We start from the raw sequence: 20938 nt of genomic DNA, 5'->3' as shown, positions 1-20938 counted from the left end.
GTAGCCCTATTAAAAAAGATGACGTTTCATATCTATATCAATTTTATATTTGTAGCTGGCACATCCATTGCACTCTCTTAATGGTCGCAACTGATAAGTTTTTGACTCATAACGCGTTTTTATAACTTTAATGTTAGCCATTTGAGGAAATCGTCTATGCCTTCATCGAAACCTGATGTGCCAAATAAAAACAAGCTGAATATCTTTTCTTTTAGCGGTAAAAACAAAATTCTCCATCTTGGGTGGATGGCGTTTTTTTCACCTTTTTGTATGGTTTAACCATGCACCATTCTTATCTGCGATAGGGGAGAGCTTGAACCTCACCAAAGACCAGGTAAAAACCTTATTGATATTAAATGTTGCCTTGACTATTCCAGCCCGAGTCATCATCGGTATGTTGACCGATCGCTTTGGTCCGCGGCTTGTTTACACTGCAATTTTAGCCATTGGCGCTATTCCTTGTTTCACCTTCGCTTTTGCGCAAGATTACAACACGTTAGCGCTATCACGCTTTTTATTAGGTTTCGTTGGTGCAGGGTTTGTGGTCGGTATTCGTCTCATGAGTGACTGGTTCCCTGCTAATGAGCTGGGTACAGCTGAAGGTATCTATGGGGGCTGGGGAAATTTTGGCTCTGCCGCCGCGGCACTGCTACTACCGACAGTCGCTATTGCGGCCGCTGCCATCTTTGGCGGTGAGGAAGGTTGGCGTTATGCAACGGCTACCTCAGGGGTGGTTATGATGCTCTATAGTGTGATTTTTTATAAGATGGTACGTGATACCCCTAAGGGTGCTACGTATTTCAAACCTAAAAAATCGGGTGCCATGATGGTGACTTCATCAGGTGACTTCTGGCTCATGATGGTATTTAAACTGCCAATGTATTTGGCATTGGCCTTATTGGCGTGGAAATTATCACCAGCTGGCGTGAGTTTGCTGAGTCAGGCAAGTGTCAACATCGTCTATATTGCGTTGGTGGTGTTATACGTTTATGAATTTATCAGCAGTTATCGCTTTAATAAGGAAGTATTTACCACGCCTGTGCCAAAAGCTCACCGATATGACTTTAAGCAAGTCGGTATTTTGAATATTTTATACTTTGCGACTTTTGGCTCAGAGTTGGCTGTGGTCTCTATGCTGCCACTCTTCTATCAAGAAACCTTTAACTTATCGATCGTCATGGCAGGTGTCTTGGCATCAAGCTACGCCTTTATGAATCTGATGTCACGTCCAGGCGGCGGCTGGTTGAGTGATAAATTCGGCCGCAAAATCACGCTGTTGATTCTTACCGCAGGTTTGGCTGTTGGTTATCTGTTGATGGGTGTCGTTGACTCTTCATGGCCGATCGCACTTGCGCTGTTGATTACCATGTTCTGCTCTTTCTTTGTACAGGCGGGTGAGGGAGCAGTATTTGCTGTGATTCCTTTGATTAAACGTAGTATGACAGGTCAGTTTGCAGGAATGACGGGTGCTTACGGTAACGTCGGGTCAGTGGTCTATCTAACTGTACTGAGTCTGGTATCGTATCAGGCGTTCTTCTTTGTGATTGCCGCAACAGCAGTGATTGGCTTCTTGGCGCTGTTTTTATTAAAAGAGCCTGAAGGCGTTATTATTGAAGAGATGCCAGATGGCAGCTTTGCTCAAATACAAGTGAGCTAAATTATGTATGAGAGCGTCAAACAAGCTCATAAAGAGACAAGTCAAGTAAGCAGTCATGATGCGGACGTTGCATTGTGGCTGCCTGATTTTTATACGATGGCAGGGCGCAAAGCTGAGAACCAAGATAGCCTACTCATAACGACCTGCTTGCCTTATGGGTTCCCATCGTTATCATCCTTTTCATCATCGTCAGCGCATAGTGGCGATCATCCCTCTTTACAGCGCCTTTATTGGTGCTAATGGCTGATGGGGTCAGTGCTTGCCAGTTTCCCAAACAAGCCAGTCAGTCAGTGATAAACACAGTGACACACTATATCACCTCAAAACTTGCAGAGATGGTACAGACAGATAGGGTGCAAGCAAATGAGGCATCAAGCGAATCGCAAAGAAACTCTGCAAGCAAAGCGCAAGAGCAATCGCCAAATTCACTCTATAGCTTTGATGACAATCAAGTTGCCATCGTGATTAAGGAGGCGGTGCACCAAGCCAATGATGCGCTTTATTTCCCGCAGGCGTATGAGCGCCTGCCAGCTTTATTATCCACCTTATCAGGACTGCTATGCATAGGCGACCGTATTCATCTGTTTCATACAGGCGACTCTCGTATCTATCGTATCGGTATCGACAGTATGGTGCTATTGACCAAAGACCATCACATTCACCACGGACGAGACAAAGGGGCGTTGTCTGCTGCTATCGGTGCTGATACCCGAGTTGAGCTGCAACAGTCGGTGTTTACCTTGCATCAAAACGAGTGTCTGGCGCTCATGACTGATGGGGTTTATGAGTCTATCGCGCCCGCAGAGTTACAGTTTGAGTTGTGTGCTGCTGTACAGATTATGCACCAATCAGTGGGATGTCCCAATCAAATCATCGACCATCTTCAGATGAGCCAGCGCTTATGTGAACATGCCTTTAGCGAGGGCAGTTACGATAACCTCAGTGTGATCATGCTGGGTATGAACGATGCAATCACAAAGAGCAAAACGCACAGAGAAACCGACAACGGCATTGCTCTTGATCAAAGTGTGGATAGCGACAGTAGTCACGCTCAGGATATCAATCACTATCGCTTACCAACGGGCTTGGCAGTAGGGGCACAGATTGATAATTTTGTGGTCAAAAATCATCGCGCGCACGGCTCGCAGTGAGGTGTATTTAGTAGAGGATGATGACCAGCATGCATTTGTTTTGAAGTCACCAAGTCTCAACGTCATTGCTGATGGGCATTATCTACGTGAGTTTTTAAAGGAACGCAAAATCGGTTTGAGCCTGTCCAAGCACAAACGCATTGGTGAGCCCGCTTACAATCAAGTGGACCCCAATAGCGTATCCTCCCATGATCCACTTTTAACCAGTGATGTCTCTAAAAACTGAGTGCTACTTTCAATGCGTCTAATGCGTCGGGGCTTTTGCGCTACTACCCAGTGCCTGCCAGTAGCACTTATTTATATCATTTAACGGAATATATCGAAGGGGAGAGCCTACGAGTGTTTATGGATCGTCAAGCCCCTTGTGATATTTGGCAAACTTACGATTTACTTACTAAGATCGGCATGGCGGTCCGTGTGATGCATCGGAACTATCTACTGCATCAAGATATCAAGCCTGAAAATATATTATTAACTCAATCAGGTGCGGTCAAGTTAATCGACTTTGGCTCTGCTAGCTCCTCCATACTAAAAGACAGTACGCGTCCTCCTAATGGCGATTTGCACTACGCTGCACCAGAATATTACACCGATGCCCCAAAAGGCGTGCATTCTGATTTGTTTTCTATCGCCGTGATTGGTTATGAGTTACTCACAGGTGAGCTGCCATTTAGCTCGCAAGATTTGATGAACCCATCTGCCTCACTGATCGTACCTGCAGAACGCCTGCGTCAAAACCGAGTGCCAGCTGCTAGCCAACAAGCGTTGATGCGTGCGCTACATGCTAGTACGCAGGCAAGATATCAAGCGATTGGTGAGTTCTTACAAGACTTCAGCCCTGATAACAGTAACGATATCAGAGATCCTGAACCGCTGATTGTACGACGTCCCTTATTGGTTTGGCACAGCATTTGCTTTATTCAATTTGTCATTATTATATCGTTGCTGATTTATTTTTCATAAAACCTTGTTAAACGTAAATAGTACGACAAGCCATTTTATTCAACGCTGCGTGTTGCGGCTAAGGAATGATTTTCCTATGTCACTTGATTCACCAGAACCAACCCATACTTCTTTTTCTAAACGTCGGACTACTGCGGGCATCGTTATTATAGGTGCTGGGATGGCAGGCAGTCGTTTTGCCATTGAGCTGGCACGTGCCCAGCAGCAAAGTAGCCAAGGAAAAGGCGTAGCTCATTTACCCATCACACTGATTAGCAAAGAACCGCAAGTTGGCTATAACCGTATCATGCTGTCACCAGTACTTTCGGGAGAGTCGGTTTTTGAAGAGACATATTTATACGAGCTAGCAGAATATGAGCAATTGGGTATCACGGTATTGGCTGGCACGTCGGTAGATGCCATCGATACCAAGCAACAGTGTATTGAATTGAGTGATGGACAAGCCCTAGATTATACTGAGCTGGTGCTGGCTACTGGCTCACAAGCTCGCGTCATCCCTTTTGCCAATCATGATGCTAAGGGTGTTCATGTATTTCGAGATATTGCTGATGTGCAGGTATTGACGGAGTACGCGCGCCAAGCAAAAAAGGGTCTCGTTATTGGTGGCGGGGTGCTGGGTCTGGAAGCCGCTTGCGCTTTGGCGTCTCAAGGGGCAGATATGACAGTGGTTCATGTCGATAGTCATGTTCTCAACCGACAGCTTGATATGCCCGCCGCTCATCTGCTACAAGCAGAACTCTTCAGTCGAAGTGTCAAGCTGGAGGTATTAGCCAACACAGAGTGTATTACGGTCAATGATCAACACGAGGTTAATGGTCTGTTGTTAAAGGATGGCCGCACACTGCCAGCAGACTTTATTGTCATGGCAGTTGGCGTCATCCCCAATATGACACTAGCACAGCAAAGTGGTCTTGAGGTTAACCGAGGTATCCTTGTAGATAACTTTATGCATACAAGCTGTCCTCATGTCTATGCGATCGGTGAGTGTGTCGAGCTGGACGGGGAGCTATTCGGGATGGTGGCTCCTGTCAATCAACAGGTCGATACTTTGGTGTCTGTCTTAAAAATGCCACGCATCTCAAGTCGCAAGACAGCCAATAGTGACTCACAACTAAATAAATCTAAAAACCACTGGCGTCCCTTTATAAGTAAACCTTTATCTTTAAAATTAAAAGTATCTGGCATCGCCGCTTTTTCAGCAGGTCAGATTGCTTTTGATGATAGTGAAATGATGCGGATAGAGCGCGTGGTCTATCAGCAAACGAGCCTCAATCATTATCTTTGTCTCTATATTAAAGCAAGCAAACTTATTGGCACGGTACTGTACGGTGATGTGAGCGAAAGCGGGTTTTATAGTCAACTGATCACTGATGGCAGTGACATATCCTCGATAAAAGAAGACCTTATCTTTGGCGAAGCTTATTGCGATGTAGAGAAAATAGAAGCAGCTGAGCCCGAATCTGCCGTGCCAAGTGATGCACACCTAATAGGAGAGGCCTCATGAGCAGCACCATCTTAAATGACGATCAAGCCCTCAGTGTCGTACCGTCCTCTCGTATTACGATTTACACTGAGGATTTGGTCAGTCCTATTCGTACCACTTGTCCTTACTGCGGCGTAGGCTGCGGCGTACTAGCAAACATCGATGAGGCAGGTGTAGTCAGCGTGACAGGCGATCCTGATCATCCAGCAAACTTCGGTAAACTCTGCTCAAAAGGCAGTGCATTGGCACAAACATTGGGCACTGAGCGCAGGTTGACTCAGCCTTATTATCAAGACAAACAGCGATCAATTGCAAAAGGACAACCGACAGATAAGCAGCCTGTCGAGTGGGAGGCAGTATTGGATGATATTGCCAGTCGTTTGAATAACACTATCGCGACACACGGGCGTGACAGCGTAATGTTTTATGTGTCAGGGCAGCTGCTTACAGAGGATTACTACGTTGCCAATAAGTTTATTAAAGGCTTCATTGGTAATAATAATATCGATTCCAATTCGCGTCTTTGTATGTCCTCAGCGGTTGCAGGGCATAAGCGTGCTTTTGGTGCAGACTTAGTGCCTAGTAATTATGAAGATTTAGAGTCTTGTGATTTATTGGTATTGGTGGGCTCCAATATGGCGTGGTGTCATCCTATCTTATTCGGACGGTTTTTAGCCGCCAAAAAGCGTGATCCTAATAAAAAACTAATCGTGATTGATCCGCGTCGTACTGATTCTTGTGAATTTGCCGATTTACATGTGCCCATCACTGTCGGCACGGATACCCACTTATATAACGGACTGCTGCATTATCTTGAGCAAGAAGGCTGTGGTGATAAGGACTATCTTAAGCAGTGTCAGGATGTCACGCCCGCCTTAGAGGCCGCAAAAACATGGACGATTGATAAAGTGGCGACGGCATGCGGTATCAGTGAGGAACTGGTACGGGAGTTTTATGAGCTGGTCGCTGCAAACGATAAAACAATCACAGCATTTAGTATGGGAGTCAACCAGTCTGCGAGTGGTACCGACAAGGTCAATGCCATCATCAATACTCACTTGTATACTGGGCGAGTGGGCCGAGTAGGTGCAAGTCCATTTTCACTCACCGGTCAGCCGAATGCGATGGGAGGGCGTGAAGTGGGCGCGTTATCGAACCTACTTGCCGCGCATCTAGACCTAGATAACGAGCAGCATCGTCACTTGGTGGCTGATTTTTGGCAAGCGCCGCAACCGCTTGCCGCAGAGGTTGGGGTAAAAGCTTGCGATGCTGCTGATGCCATACTAGATGGCCGTATCAAAGCCATCTGGATTATGGCGACCAACCCTGTCGTCAGCTTGCCCGAGGCTGATAAGTTTCGCCGCGCACTGGCTACCTGTGATTTGGTGATAGTATCTGACTGCTCCGTCGACAGCGACACGGTTAAGTGTGCAGATATTGTTTTGCCCGCACAGGGTTGGGGGGAGAAATCAGGCACAGTGACCAACTCGGAGCGCCGCATCTCGCGCCAGCGGGCTTTGATGCCTGCACTCGGACAAGCAAAGCCTGACTGGTGGATACTGTCGCAAGTCGCTAAACGCATGGGTTTGGCAGGGTTTGATTATCAGCATCCTAGGGATATATTTAATGAGCATATCGCCCTAACTGCTTATAGAAATGATGCCAGCCAAGATATATCAGCGAGCAATCAACCGCGCTATCTTAATTTAGCAAAAGATCTTTCTCCAATGGTAGTCGGTTCGATAGCATTGATAGAGGAAAGCCCAAACCATCTTGAGCAGCAAAATAAAGACGTCGTTTCTTTCAGTCGTGACGCATATGATGCCATGACACCGTTTCAGTGGGGCGACGCACGTATCGCACCAATCAAAACACGTTTCATTGCCATTACGCCGCCCAGTCACGCGAGTATACCCAACAGGCATCCGCGACGATTAAGATCAAAAAGCACTGATAGTAAAAAAATAACGGCAGTCGTATGTTTTATCAGGATGACTCAGGGGCAGTAGACTTACGGCTGATTACAGGTAGGCTTCGCGATCAGTGGCATACGATGACGCGCACAGGACTTGCACCGCAGCTCAACCAACACGAATCTGTACCAACGCTCACCGTGCATCCAAATGATGCCAAGCAGCTCGGTGTTGACCAAGGCGATTATGTACAGCTAAGTCCCTGCTATGAGAAAAACTTATCAATACAGAGCCAGCCGCCGCGTACGGTCGCGAGCACCACTACAGACAGTCAGGTGCTCGCCCAAGTTGCCATCAGCGACAGTATGAGTGCAGGCGATGCCTTTATGCCGATGCATTGGAGCAACGCCTTTGCTCGTTTTGCTCGCGTAGGCACGCTGATTCCAACGGTCGTTGATCCGCATTCAGGACAGCCTGAATTAAAAAATTCTGCAATCAGCGTGATGCCTGTGCCAATGAAAACTTATGGCAAGATTTTGGTGCATCCTGATCTACAAGACACCATGATAGTGCATCTGCGTGAGACTTTATTGGATTTTGAGAAAGAGTCTGAGGATCAAGGAGTGCTGATATCTTCTTCTGATACAAATAAAACTTCTGAAAAATCAAACTCATTACCCGCATTGACATGGAGCTTAAGTCGTCAAACCAATAGCGTCTTGATTACTTTAGCCAGTCCTATAGACAAAGTCGTCAGTAAACTGCTTGACCCTGAGTACTGGCAAAATTTTATCAATGCCTATCAAGCATCTCTCACCGATAAACCGATCAATAGTGCCTTTACTTGCAGCAAGCAAGCAAAGCAGCTTCGCTTCGTCTCGACGCAGGTAGAAGCAAGTAATAAAGCGATAGATCGGGCATCGATTAGTGCGTCAAAGTCTGACATACCAAGCGATCAGCTACTACTAAGCGTTTGTTTTGCACCGCAGGTGGCGCAGCTGCCCCATATTCATTGGCTTAACAACTGCTTTGCCAGTACTGATGCGATACCAGAGAATCAACGCTATAAGTGGTTGCTAGCAGGTCGTCCAGCGACAGGGTATGTTGATCCAGGTGCATTAGTATGTTCATGTATGGCAGTTGGAGAGAATATTATTATCGAGACGATTACCAAGCAGCAGTGTATGAGTGCCCATGCGGTTGGAAAGGCATGCCGAGCAGGGACTAACTGCGGTTCATGTGTGAGTCAAATTAATGCCTTGATCGATAGGTATGCGTCTTAAGTAGTGTTTGTTGCAAAGTTTGATCGTTAATATGGCATAGGGCTTGCACCGTATTTTATATGCTCTTCTTTTCTTAGGTATGCCATTGTTAGGTGCAGAGTTGCGCGTTATTAACAGTGTTATTAGGAGTTATTACCATGACTGATTCATCTACCTTCATTGCCGCATTAACTTCACAGAATTTACCCAATATAAATTGTCATATTAGAGTGAGCGATGAGCCATTAGGTATAGAAAAAAGTGTGAAAACGGGCACGGTACATTTGGTTGGTGCAGGTTCTGGCGATCCTGAGCTACTCACGTTAAAAGCATTACGAGTAATGCAAAAAGCAGATGTCGTGCTCTATGATAGTTTGGTTTCAGAGGATATTTTAGATATGTGTGCGCTGACGGCAGAGAAGATATTCGTCGGTAAGCGCCGTGCCAATCACGCGCTACCACAAGAAGGTATTAATGAGCTACTGGTCAAACATGCGCTAGCAGGTAAAACGGTCGTTAGGCTCAAAGGGGCGACCCCTTTATTTTTGGACGAGGTGGTGAAGAACTGCAAGAAGTGGTGCGTCATGGTATTCATTTTGAATCTATTCCTGGTATCACTGCTGCTAGTGCGGCCGCAAGTAGAGCAGGTATTCCCTTGACACACCGTGATCATGCGCAAGCCGTAAAATTTGTGACCGCCTGCAAAAAGTCAGGCGCACCTAACAATGACTACGATGAACTCTTAGACAGTACGCAGACCGTTGTCTTTTATATGGGGTTGAATAGACTAAATGAGATGACCCAAGGGCTAATTGCCGCAGGACGCGACAGTAATACACCTTTTGCTGTAATTAGTCATGCCAGTTTACCAACTCAGCAGCTGCTCATCGGTACGCTTGGTAATATCGCCGAGCAGCAAGCTGAGGCAAAACTACCAACACCTGCACTATTAATTATGGGTGATGTGGTTAATTTATATCATGAGTTTGCAAGCTACAACCTTGGTGCGTTAGGCAAAAGTACCTTTATTGACGTTCAAAACGTTGTTAGCAGTCATGATTTAGTCAGTAATTTGGAGGTTGTCACGTAGGATAGAAGCATACTAGTGCCAAGCGATAATAGTGCTTAGCACTTTTATAGTATGTCAGCGCAAATTATTAGACAGGGTAATGACTACTACAAAATACTAAAACGTATGTAAAAAGTAGACGATGTAATAAAAAGAGTATGGTGCAAAGTTTTATTGTTTTGAGTGCAACACGAGCTAATTAGGCAGTTTGTTTTAAGCGGTTCCATTATACCAGTCTGTTTTAAGTGGTCTGTTAATAGGTTCAAAGGGATAAATAGCTGGTTCCCTTGGGGTATAGCTTTTGAAACCATTTTTCTTTATATTGTCACTTAGACAGGCTGGGCATTTGATGTATAGTGTCATTTGCATTTCACTATTTATCAATTTCTCAGCCTGTTTTTTTCAGCCTACTTTTTGAACCACCACCCGGATATAAATGTAGCTATGAATAAAACAACTTTTAAAATATCGAAGATGGACTGCCCTTCGGAGGAAAACCTAATCCGAATGAAATTAGAGGGCCACTCGAATATTGAACATCTTGAGTTCGACATTCCTAACCGTCAATTAACTGTGTTTCATCATGACAATATAGAAGGGATAGAGACTGCTATTCATGACCTAAAATTAGGAGACACCCTACTCTCGACCGAAACCATTGACCCCTCTGATCCCAACAATAATTTTAAAATTGATGCTGACTCTAGTCACAAAAAGATGCTGAGCAAAGAAAGCTACTATGGATAGTGCTGGTCATTAACTTTGCTTTCTTTATTATTGAAATGAGCACGGGACTGATTTCTCGTTCGATGGGGTTGGTCGCCGACAGCTTAGATATGTTAGCAGATAGCTTCGTGTACGGAATTAGCTTATTTGCGGTCGGTGGAACGGTCATTAAGAAAAAACGGATTGCTAGAATTGCCGGATATTTTCAAATTACGCTAGCGATTCTTGGTTTTTTAGAAGTACTAAGACGTTTCTTTGGCAATGAGCAGTTACCTGACTTTTCTACCATGATAGTCATATCGATTCTTGCGCTAATTGCAAACTCGATTTGCCTCTATTTACTACAAAAATCGAAAAGCAAAGAAGAAGAAGCCCATATGCAAGCCAGTATGATTTTCACTTCAAACGATGTGATTATCAATTTAGGGGTAATTGTTGCAGGGGTTTTGGTTAATTGGTTACACTCTAGTACGCCTGATTTGATTATTGGTAGCATCGTATTTGCTTTAGTTATTCAGGGCGCCTTTAGAATATTGAAGTTGAGTAAGTAGCCAAGCCTAATAACTGAAGCAAATAGCTCAAGTAAGTAGCTTAATTAAACCGCTAAGTGTAAAGTAACTGGGTTTGAAGCAAATAAACATCATAAGGATATGAGACCTCAAGCAATGATTGAACAAACTTTAAATCTAGTCACCACCAAAGACCATCAGCAAGTTGCCGTTTGGCGAATAATAGATGATGAAGTCTTTGATAAGAATCTGGGAGACCTTCCTAAATTTTGTGTAAGTATTTAATCTAAACGTCAGTTACACAGAATCTGGGATGGTCTCTTCAAGTCCTCACTAGCGCACCGATCATAGATAGAATATCTATGGTAAGTACATCATGAAGTACACTGTGGCTATCTCAGCAAGTTGAAACCTTAATACCATTAGCTCACAGCCAAAGATTCAAGTCCTCACTAGGGTGCCGTCATTATTATCTTAATATCTTATTAACTCATCGATTTTTATAGTTCATAAAATCCAAGCATCGTAGTATGAAGATAGTTAATATTTGGCCATCAATAACTCTACAGTAACCTCAAAATAATACTCATCTTTGATCGCAATATTTACTTTGCCTTTATGGGCATTGGCGATAGCCCGAACGATAGACAATCCTAGTCCTGTCCCTGAATGTTGATTGCTTGTCTTATCATGACGATAGAATCGCTCAAATAATTTATCGGCCGCGCTTTGATTTAGCGGTTTGTCTAAGCGGTTAGTCAAGGCGATTCTTAATAATGATTGTTTTGAGGATAGAGGATATTCTTTTGAGTTCTCAAGAGTGATATCTGAGGTAATGATGGTAGCTGATATTGTGATAGTACTGGCACTAGCGGCGTAATAGATGGCATTTGACAGCAGATTAGCAAATAACCATTGCAATAAACCTTCATCACCTAATACTGTCGCAAATTCACCCGATTTTGCAAAAGTTATCTCACGATCCTCGGCAAGCATTTCATAGTAGTCGATCAGCTTTGTGATTAGACTCTCGGTATCTACGTTACTAACTTGCGTGTCGCTTAAACCTTTTTGAGTTTTTGCCAGTAGCAACATATTATTAATCATAGCCGATAGCTGCTCTAACGTGTCATGTTGATGATGTAGCTGCTCAATGTATTCATTGCCATCTCTTGGCTTATTCAACATGACTTGCGTTTGCGTACTCAGCGTCGCAATTGGGGTACGGAGCTCATGGGCAATATTATCTGAAAACCGAGACAAGGATTCAAAATTACTCTCAAGTTTGACCATCATTGAATTATAAGATTTTGCTAGTGGTCGTAGCTCTAAAGGCATATCACTGACGGTTATTCTTTCATCCAATCTTTCAGGGTTAATCCTTTTCATTTTTTGTACGATAGTGGCTAAAGGTGCAAAACCCCAATACACACTTAATGCAGCTACTGACACCAACAGTAATGTAATAGCGAATAAAATCATACTGAGTTGACGATTGAAATGCATGAGATAGTGGTGATGAACATCGATGGGCAATGCAATAAGTGCCAAAACCTCTTGGTTTTCGATGATGATTGCTCGGTAATTCCTACCCTTTATCTCAATCGTGAATTGCTGATCACGATAGACTTGCCACAATTGTGGCAGGCTAAAATCTGAAGGTAGGTCGTTGATGAAGCTGGTTGGATCGCTAGATAATAGTGCACCGCTCTTATTTGCAATGACAGTTTTTAAGTCATAGTCAAGCCGAGAAGGATGTAGATGGTTGGCGCTAGTTAATGACTGAGATTTTGAAGCTGCTGATGACTTTGTCTGAGCATCAACATCATTGATACTTTTGCGCAGGTTAAAAGCTGCATGCGTGATAATCTCAGAGTCCATTTGTTCAAAATGTCCACTGACAGAACGCTGCACCCACGCGTAAATAATCACTTGAGAGATAATTACGAATACAGTTAGCAGAAAAACGGTGCGCCACAGTAATGGCAGGCGTCGACTATCTAACCGATATTTCATATTAGATATCGTCAGCTTCATAAGATGGCTGGCTATCAGCGATTGTATTGACAGCATCTAATCGGTAGCCCATACCACGCACAGTATGAATCAGCTTTGCCTCATGTTCATCGTCTATTTTTATGCGAAGACGCCTGATTGCCACATCAATCACGTTCGTATCATTTTCAAAATTCATATCCCATACTTGAGAGGCGATGACTGAGCGTGGTAGAACTTCACCTCGGCGCTCTAATAAAAACTGTAATAACGAGAACTCTTTTGCGGTCAATTTAATAGGTTGGTCTCTTCTATGTACGGTACGCTTTGCAATATCCATTTTGAGATCTGCTATTTGCATGATCGTACTTTGATAATCGACTTGATTAGCACGTCGCAATAGACTTTTCATCCTGACTACCAATTCTGCAAACGCAAACGGCTTGGTTAAATAATCATCGCCACCAATCTCAATCCCTTTTATCTTGTCACTTAAGTCATCTTTTGCTGTTAAAAATAGCACGGGAGTATGTTTACCTGCAGCTCGGTAGTTACGCACCAGCTCAAAGCCACTAATATCCGGTAGCATGACATCCATCAGTATCACGCTAAATTCTTCAGTCATCAATGCGTGATAGCCATCTAGGCCTGTTAGATAATGATCCACAATAAACCCAGCTTCGGTTAAGCCCTTTTTATATATTCGCCAAGTTTCAACTCATCTTCTACCAGCAGTACTTTCATAATAGCTTCCCATATACATTTCACGCCTACCTAGCATAGTAAAGCATAACCCCGCTTTGAACATCAAAAATTCTCAAGATGACAATATTGTAATCTTGCGGTCATGTCTCTGTCAGAATCAATAAAGTATGCTTTAGAGTAACTTAATACTTTGAAGTCTTGTCGATTTCATACCAATCAAATAAGGATCTATCATGTCACTATTTAAATCAATCGTAGCAACCGCTATCGCCTTAGTTGTTTCAACGTCTGCTATGGCACATGACCCTAAGATGCATGCTGAAAAGGATCAGATGAACTGTGAAAAATGGAAAAGCATATGCAGATGATGCAAAAGATGGATCACAGCAAGATGGACATGAATGATCCTGCCATGAAAGCCATGATGGCTAATATGGGTAAAATGAAACAGATGTACCAAAAACACTGTGTGAGCAGTGATAGCGACTCTTAACGATTCCTTTTATACGCTCATGATTATTGCTAGATGATTTTCATCAAAGGTTAATCGGATATTAATAAAAATGGATTTTTAGGATGAGCCTATGAAGTTTTTACTAGGAATACTCTTTGCTGTCTTTGTCGCTATTGTAGGCGTTTTTGCGGTAGTGACTAGTGGTGTGATAAATATTGGCGCTGATCAAGCCCATAGCCCACTGGTTTATAAATTTTTAGAGACTGCCCGCACGCGCTCAATAGCAAATGCTAGCAAGGGCATCATCGTTCCAAACCTAGCAAAAGTAGATATGATCAGTACAGGCGGTGCGGATTATAAAGATATGTGTGCAGGCTGTCACTTATCACCTGGGGTGGAAAGCACCGATTTTAGTGAAAGTCTATACCCTAAACCGCCCAACTTTACCAACGCTGATGTGGTGAAGCGCTATCAAACGAAAGCTGGCGCACAGCAAGGATTTTGGGCGATTAAGCACGGAATCATGGCGTCTGGAATGCCAGCATGGGGTGCCTCTCACGACGATGACAGAATGTGGGCAATGATGGCTTTCATTAGATCGTTACCTGAATTAAATGAAGCTCAGTACACGATGCTGACCACGAGGATAGATACTGACATTATGGACATGAGCTTTGATGGAGATATGGATATGTCGGATGATAGCTTTGAAATGCAGCACTAATTATTTAATAAAAAGCGTAGCACTAAAATAGTGCTACCTTTTGCAATTTAAGTTTGGCCTGTTTTACTTTATTTAGTGATAGGTTGTAGAAATTTTAAAATGTCCAATAGACAAATACATGCTTAGGAGTGTTTTATGAGACGCTATACCAATATGTTTTCTAGTAAGCACAACCAGTTATCTGGTCGTACGCTTTTAGTGATGATGACATCTTCACTGTTACTAGCGGCTTGTAGCCAATCAAATACGGGCACTTCTGATTCAAAACCCGTACAACCTGAGCCAACTGTTGCCACATCAACCAATCAGGTGACAGAAACACAAGCTGAATCTACAGCGGTTACGACGCCTGTAGTCAACCAATCAGACCTACTTAAGAATGTTTCAGCGACGGTTTATAAAGATGCCAACTGTGGGTGTTGCAAAGAATGGGTAAGCTATGCAGAAGATAATGGATTAAGCGCAACCGCACAGGATGTTGAAGATTTGTCTTTATTCAAAGAACGCTATAGCGTACCGCAGCAGATGCGTTCTTGTCATACCACCGTTACCACCGATGGCTTTGTTTTTGAAGGACATGTTCCTGCAAAATACATGGCACAGTTCTTAGCAAATACTCCTGCACAAGCCATTGGACTTGCTGTACCAAGTATGCCTGTTGGTAGCCCCGGTATGGAGTATGAAGGTAAGTTTATGCCTTACAAGGTAATGCAACTTAATAAAGATGGCACCACAGAAGTTTATGCGGATATTGAGTCTCCTCAGCAGCAACTGTGATTAAATTATTCGTTAAATATAAAAAATATAACAGCCAAAAGCTTAACCACCATCTCGCAAATTAAATTAGGTCATCATTATGAATAAACAGAACATATTGAACCGCCGACGTTTTTTGACTGGATCTTCTGCTGTCCTTGGTGCTTCCTTGATACCGACCATTGCCAGTAGCGCATTGGGACATTCGAATCGCTCGAGCAGTCAGGCGGCCACCATTAATAGTGATCAAAACACTCATAAAGTACCTGTATTGACAGGCAAAGAGTTTGATTTATACGTCAGTAAACAGTCTGCTATTGTGAACGGTAAAAGAGCATGGCAACGCTCATCAATGATTCACTGCCAGCACCAACGCTAAAGATGCGTGAAGGTGATACGGTGGTGATACGTGTTCATAATCAGATGGATGAATCAACATCTATTCATTGGCATGGGTTGCTGGTGCCGTTTGAAATGGATGGTGTACCTGGAATTAGCTTTGAGGGCATTCCTGCGCATAGCACCTTTACTTATAAATTCAAATTAAAACAATCAGGCACTTATTGGTATCACTCACACAGTGGGTTCCAAGAACAAACCGGTATGCTGGGTGCCATTGTGATTGAACCTAAAGGGCGTGAGCGTCATCCTATCGACGAAGACCATGTGATCGTGCTTAGTGATTGGACCAGCCGCAACCCGCATAATCTCTTGAAGCTGCTCAAACAGCGCGCCGACTTTGACAACTACCATCTACCAGACTTCAAAAAACTGCTTGCTGATATTGCCGAAACGGATATGAAAACCGCGTTTGATAAGCGCAAAATGTGGAATCAGATGCGCATGATGCCCACTGATTTTACGGACTTGTCGGGTGAAAACACATTTACCTACCTTATCAATGGCAAAACGACCGCAGCTAATTGGGCGCAAATCGTCAAAGCAGGACAGCGCGTTAAATTACGCTTCATCAATGCCTCAGCGCAAACTATCTTTGATGTACGCATACCCGGTCTCAAAATGACTGTGGTGGCAACCGATGGTATCGATGTCGCACCAGTTGCGATTGATGATTTTCGTATTGGTGTGGCTGAGACTTATGATGTCATCGTTACCCCGACCAAAGATGCCCATACCATATTTGCCCAAAACATAGACCGTTCAGGCTATGTTGCAGCAACACTTGCAACTAAAGAAGGCGCTCGTGCTGCGATACCTGCTATGGACAAAGTTGAATGGCTCACAATGGCAGATATGATGGGCGCTATGGGTGCTGATGGTTATAAAGCCCGTCATGCCAAAACAGAATACGATTTTAAGAGTGATATGCGTGTGGACAGTCCACGTATGAACCTTGATGATCCCGGTATCAACCTGCGCAATATTAATAGAGAGGTATTGAATTATAGTCAGCTGCGCTCTGTCGATGAGGCAATATTTGCGGAGCAGCGCAAACCTACCCGAGAGATAGAACTACATTTAACCGGTAACATGGAGCGCTATATTTGGGCGTTCGATGGGGTCAAATTTAGTGACGCGACACCAGTGAATATTAAGCCGGGTGAGCGCGTACGTATTACCTTGGTTAATGACACGATGATGAATCATCCGATGCATCTACATGGGATGTGGAGTGATTTACGTATGCCTAACGGCGAGTTTCAGGTGCGCAAGCATACTATTATGGTACAGCCAGCGCAAAGATTAGCTTCGATGTGACAGGAGAAGCTGGACGATGGGCATGGCATTGTCATCTGCTGTATCACATGGAAGCCGGTATGTTCAGAGAAGTGGCCGTCGTTTAATAAACCTTCGAATATGAGCCTTATTATGAAAATTTATAAAGTAAGTCTACCGTTTATTGGCATGTCATCTTTGATGTTATTAACGTTACCTTTAGCAAATGCTGCTGAGATGCCCATCATGGATCACAGCGGTATGGACATGTCTGATATGGATCACAGCAGTATGGATATGTCTGATATGGATCACAGTAGTATGGATATGTCTGATATGGATCACAGCGGTATGGACATGTCTGGTATGGATCACAGCAGTATGGACATGTCTGGTATGCAAGGCGGTGAACCACCGGCTGATGCTCGTAGTCCAGACTATTCAAATGGGGTTCCCTACGGGCAGTATGGTAAGCCAATGATGATGGGCAGCATGCTATTATGGGGAGTGTCAGTAGACGACTTGGGCTATCAGTTTGAGGAAGATCAAATCAACTTCGAAGCAACGGGCTGGTACGGTACGGATAGTAATCGTGTAAGGCTACGCACTGAAGGTAGTGCTCAGACTAAAGATGATAAAGAAATCGATAGTTTGAGCTCGCTCGCTTATTGGAAACCACTGAGTATTTTTTGGAACGGTGAGGCCGGTGTCGCTTACGATACTGAAAACGACAAATCTGCAGTGATTGCAGGTATTGTCGGTACCGCGCCGTATTTCATCGAAACGGACGCTAGGGCGTACTTATATACCGATGGTCAACTTCGTCTTGATTTAGGTGCAGAATACGAGTGGCGTTTGGATCAGCATTGGGTAGTTATACCGGAGGTGGGGTTGACTGCCTTTAGTAAAGATGACCATGATAATGACATTACCAAGGGCTTTAATGAGATGGAAACGGAAGTTAGGCTTACTTATGAGACATTCAGTCGCCAACTCGCGCCTTACATCGGTGTGAGTTATGAGACAGCGCTTGGCAAGGCTCGTGGTCAACGACGTCAACATAATGAATCGGTTGATAGCAGTAGTTTAACTGCGGGGGTTAAGTTCTGGTTTTAATATTATTAAAATAATAGGAGATATACTATGAATGCTTCAGATCAAAACAACATGAATCATCAACAGGGCATGAACCCTTATGTAAAGTTCACTCTGATGATTCTAACGTCTACGATTGTGATGTACATCATGATGTATTTCAACACTTATGAATGGGGTCATATTTATTTTAGTGAAACCCGAGCTTATATGGCGCTCTACATGGGTGCTGGTATGGCAGTGGTCATGTTGGCATTTATGACTAATATGTATAAGAAGACCAAGGTCAATTTGATGATCTATGGTCTGAGCGTGTTGATGTTTGCTGTTGGTATTTGGGGCGTTAGATCTCAAGCAACTGTCGATCAAGTCGATTGGATGCAGGCCATGATACCGCATCACTCGATTGCTATTCTCACTAGTAGTCGTGCTGATATTGAAGATCCGCGTGTGCAGCAGCTTGCCGACGACATTATAAAAGCACAAAAGCGCGAAATTGATGAAATGCAGCAGTTGATTGAAGAGCTTGAATGAAGCGTAAAAGGTTTAAAAGATAGGATCTATATGTTAGATAGGAGTGTGTATTATGAAAACAGCCGTGGTTTATCGCATGGTCAAACCTGATCATGTTTGTCCATTTGGTTTAAAAGCACTCGATCTTTTAGAGCGTAATGGTTATCAGGTCGAGGACAAGCATTTGACGAATGATGCTGAAACTCAAGCACTTAAAGACAAGCTCAATGTTAAAACTACGCCGCAAATTTTTATCGATGGTGAGCGCATAGGCGGGTATGATGATCTGCAAGCCTTTTTTGGCAAAGAGGTTTCTGAAAGTACTGAGATGAGCTACACGCCAGTGATCGCGATATTCGCAACCACAGCACTCGCTAGTATTTCACTCACTTGGGGTTTTAGCAGCACATTGTTTTCGGTACAAACTATCATCTGGTTTGTTGCCTTATCCATGATCGTGCTTGCTATTCAAAAGTTGCAAGACTTGGAGAGCTTTACCAATCAATTTTTGGGATATGATTTGTTAGCACGTAAGGTGGTCCGTTACGCCTACGTTTATCCTTTCGCCGAGGCGTTTGTAGGTATTGCCATGTTAGCAGATGTCGCATGGCTAAGTGTAGTAGCGTCTGTGGTTGCTATATTTATAGGCGGTATCAATTGCCTCTCAGTATTTAAGGCCGTCTACATAGACAAGCGTGAGTTAAAATGTGCCTGCGTTGGTGGTAACTCAAATGTACCGCTTGGTTTTGTGTCTTTGACTGAAAACATCATGATGGTTGGTATGGGGATATATATGTTGATTAGATTTTCAAGCATATTATAGTTCTTATAATGACTTACATCGGGCTTGCATCTAAAAAAATCTGTGAATAATTTAGAAAAATCAACTCACAATAGATAGTTTCTCATCTGTGATTAGCATCATATGCACAAAAACCGTAGTAGCGGTGAGTATTGCCACCTATTCGTTTGATCTCTAGGATCTCGGCTAGCAATACCGATATGGAGAGCATTTTTCGAATCATTAGATTGCTGCTTAATATCTTGATAGTCAGTAGATGACATAGTTTTCATCAATAAATCTTCGTTGCTACTCACCAGCCAACGTTTCAAAGGCAGCAGTTTCTCAGCAATACCAATGAACCGCTGCAACTCCTTCTCATCTTCTTTTCTAAATGGTAGGTATGCTCGGCTATTAGACAGTTTTTCACGACATATCTCAATAAACCAAGTCCAGTCAGTCCCTGACTTTTCTCGTAGACGGTAAGCATTACTTAACAAAAGCGACAGCAATCTTAAGTCACTTTGGTATTGAATGTTCAGTGGACTCAGTACAGGGGTATTTGAATCTGATAGCTTAACAAAGCGAGGTTTGCCGCGTTTGGTAGTGATGTCGATAATCTCGCTGGCACGTTCTATTAGAACCTTTGCATCGTGAATAGAAATATTTGCTAACTGGGCTGCCTTACTTAATGGCATCTCTTTATCATAGGTCTGTAGTAGCAGTTGAACTCGGTTTAGACCATAACGACCAAACAATTCATCAGCGGCTAGCGTATTGGTACTCAAGAGAAATTGCTTATCACAGTTCTCTATCGTAAATTTCGGTGACTTGCGTTTGCCTTCTATAATATTTTTAAATAAAAGTGTACGGATACTAGGTATGCTGACGCTACTATTACGAACAGTCGCATTATTTTCCTTAAGCTTTTTGTTCGTAAAACCTGTTACGTTATACAGCGTCCGCTCTGGCAATGTTATATCTGCTTTACTAAGCGCATAGGTCGCCATCAGTGTGGCAAAGTGGTTGTAATACTCAAAGCTCCGCTCAGGCGATAAGTGTCCCATAATACCTGAGAGAGCATACCAGCGATCTTGTGCATTAATATGCTCTCCGAGTATGCCTTGTTTAATGCGAAGTACATCGCTTTCGTCATAATCGGTAAGGGCTTCTACGAGATCTGAATGGCCTACTAGCACCAGAGATAGGTTACTCACTGCCGTATGCCTAAACCCATGAAAAGTATGGTCTGTAACATTATCATCTACCGATATGTCTTTTAAGATTCGTTTGAGTAATTTTAACGGAACATGGTCATCAATAGGGCGCTGATCCGATGATAAGGTAAAGATAAATTTGTTTGAATTGCCGCCGATATTACTTTGCACAAAGTTAATAAAAAAACTCAGTTCATTAGGCTTTAGGAGGGCAAATAAGGGAACGCGGCGAATACTACTTTGAGTCTTAGTTGGACGATAGCTATTGGGCCTGATCACCACTGAGGG

14 protein-coding genes and 7 pseudogenes are annotated in these 20938 nt (G+C 43.5%); 17 read left to right on the top strand and 4 right to left on the bottom strand.

Features of this window, described 5'->3' with window-relative positions; all coding sequences use genetic code 11:
• The first annotated feature begins 313 nt into the window (after positions 1–313).
• From ACOBWA_RS10875 to cobA, 8 genes and pseudogenes are all read left to right on the top strand, one after another.
• The gene (locus ACOBWA_RS10875; protein WP_420229354.1) at positions 314–1657 is read left to right on the top strand and encodes an MFS transporter; all 1344 of its coding nucleotides are present in this window, start codon (positions 314–316) and stop codon (positions 1655–1657) included.
• Between the two features lie 3 nt (positions 1658–1660).
• Entirely contained in the window at positions 1661–1897 is a 237-nt protein-coding gene (locus ACOBWA_RS10870; protein ID WP_420229353.1) for a hypothetical protein, read from the top strand.
• Entirely contained in the window at positions 1897–2808 is a 912-nt protein-coding gene (locus tag ACOBWA_RS10865) for a PP2C family protein-serine/threonine phosphatase (RefSeq protein WP_420229352.1), read from the top strand. The genes ACOBWA_RS10870 and ACOBWA_RS10865 overlap by 1 nt, the downstream gene beginning before the upstream one ends.
• A complete protein-coding gene (locus tag ACOBWA_RS10860; protein ID WP_420229351.1) occupies positions 2771–3034 on the top strand; it encodes a hypothetical protein in 264 nt (87 codons plus the stop codon). Before ACOBWA_RS10865 ends, ACOBWA_RS10860 begins: the two co-directional genes overlap by 38 nt.
• 35 nt (positions 3035–3069) lie before the next feature.
• Positions 3070–3771 (top strand): serine/threonine protein kinase, encoded by a 702-nt coding sequence (locus ACOBWA_RS10855; RefSeq protein ID WP_420229350.1) that lies wholly within the window; start codon positions 3070–3072, stop codon positions 3769–3771.
• 76 nt (positions 3772–3847) lie between these two features.
• A complete protein-coding gene (locus tag ACOBWA_RS10850; protein ID WP_420229349.1) occupies positions 3848–5275 on the top strand; it encodes an NAD(P)/FAD-dependent oxidoreductase in 1428 nt (475 codons plus the stop codon).
• Positions 5272–8450, top strand: a pseudogene (locus tag ACOBWA_RS10845) (molybdopterin-dependent oxidoreductase). Before ACOBWA_RS10850 ends, ACOBWA_RS10845 begins: the two are co-directional and overlap by 4 nt.
• Before the next feature lie 137 nt (positions 8451–8587).
• A pseudogene (gene cobA, locus ACOBWA_RS10840) lies at positions 8588–9519 on the top strand (uroporphyrinogen-III C-methyltransferase).
• 273 nt (positions 9520–9792) lie between these two features.
• Here the strand turns inward: cobA and ACOBWA_RS10835 are convergent.
• Positions 9793–9867, bottom strand: a pseudogene (locus ACOBWA_RS10835) (IS1 family transposase); the annotation flags it as partial.
• 75 nt (positions 9868–9942) lie between these two features.
• Between ACOBWA_RS10835 and ACOBWA_RS10830 the strand changes: the two are divergent.
• Positions 9943–10775: pseudogene (locus tag ACOBWA_RS10830) on the top strand (cation transporter).
• A 99-nt stretch (positions 10776–10874) separates the two neighbouring features.
• On the top strand, positions 10875–11018 hold the full coding sequence (locus tag ACOBWA_RS10825; RefSeq protein ID WP_178377961.1) for a hypothetical protein: 144 nt from the start codon (positions 10875–10877) through the stop codon (positions 11016–11018).
• A gap of 255 nt (positions 11019–11273) precedes the next feature.
• On the opposite strand, the gene ACOBWA_RS10820 is transcribed toward ACOBWA_RS10825, so the two are convergent.
• A complete protein-coding gene (locus ACOBWA_RS10820) occupies positions 11274–12749 on the bottom strand; it encodes an ATP-binding protein (protein ID WP_420229348.1) in 1476 nt (491 codons plus the stop codon).
• Position 12750: 1 nt separating this feature from the next.
• Positions 12751–13472, bottom strand: a pseudogene (locus ACOBWA_RS10815) (heavy metal response regulator transcription factor).
• A gap of 194 nt (positions 13473–13666) precedes the next feature.
• Here ACOBWA_RS10815 and ACOBWA_RS10810 point away from each other — a divergent pair.
• The 7 genes and pseudogenes from ACOBWA_RS10810 (at position 13667) to ACOBWA_RS10780 (ending at position 19475) form a co-directional block, all read left to right on the top strand.
• A pseudogene (locus ACOBWA_RS10810) lies at positions 13667–13926 on the top strand (hypothetical protein).
• A 91-nt stretch (positions 13927–14017) separates the two neighbouring features.
• Positions 14018–14611: a c-type cytochrome gene (locus ACOBWA_RS10805; RefSeq protein ID WP_238036686.1), complete on the top strand. Its 594-nt coding sequence runs from the start codon at positions 14018–14020 to the stop codon at positions 14609–14611.
• A gap of 135 nt (positions 14612–14746) precedes the next feature.
• Positions 14747–15388, top strand: coding sequence for a DUF411 domain-containing protein (locus tag ACOBWA_RS10800; protein WP_420229347.1), 642 nt, complete (start codon positions 14747–14749; stop codon positions 15386–15388).
• Between the two features lie 79 nt (positions 15389–15467).
• Positions 15468–17172, top strand: a pseudogene (locus ACOBWA_RS10795) (copper resistance system multicopper oxidase).
• Positions 17173–17197: 25 nt separating this feature from the next.
• The gene (locus ACOBWA_RS10790; protein WP_420229346.1) at positions 17198–18160 is read left to right on the top strand and encodes a copper resistance protein B; all 963 of its coding nucleotides are present in this window, start codon (positions 17198–17200) and stop codon (positions 18158–18160) included.
• A 27-nt stretch (positions 18161–18187) separates the two neighbouring features.
• Complete coding sequence (locus tag ACOBWA_RS10785) at positions 18188–18673, top strand: DUF305 domain-containing protein (protein ID WP_261869610.1); 486 nt, start codon at positions 18188–18190, stop codon at positions 18671–18673.
• Positions 18674–18725: 52 nt separating this feature from the next.
• Positions 18726–19475, top strand: a complete 750-nt coding sequence (locus ACOBWA_RS10780; RefSeq protein ID WP_420229345.1) for a MauE/DoxX family redox-associated membrane protein — start codon at positions 18726–18728, stop codon at positions 19473–19475.
• A gap of 98 nt (positions 19476–19573) precedes the next feature.
• Here ACOBWA_RS10780 and ACOBWA_RS10775 read toward each other — a convergent pair whose 3' ends face one another.
• Complete coding sequence (locus tag ACOBWA_RS10775; protein ID WP_420229344.1) at positions 19574–20932, bottom strand: hypothetical protein; 1359 nt, start codon at positions 20930–20932, stop codon at positions 19574–19576.
• Positions 20933–20938 lie beyond the last annotated feature (6 nt).

This window comes from Psychrobacter sp. ER1 (assembly GCF_048631835.1).
Classification (GTDB): Bacteria; Pseudomonadota; Gammaproteobacteria; order Pseudomonadales; family Moraxellaceae; genus Psychrobacter.
Note: the sequence above shows the minus strand (reverse complement) of the source record. Positions and strands in the feature narration are given on the sequence as shown.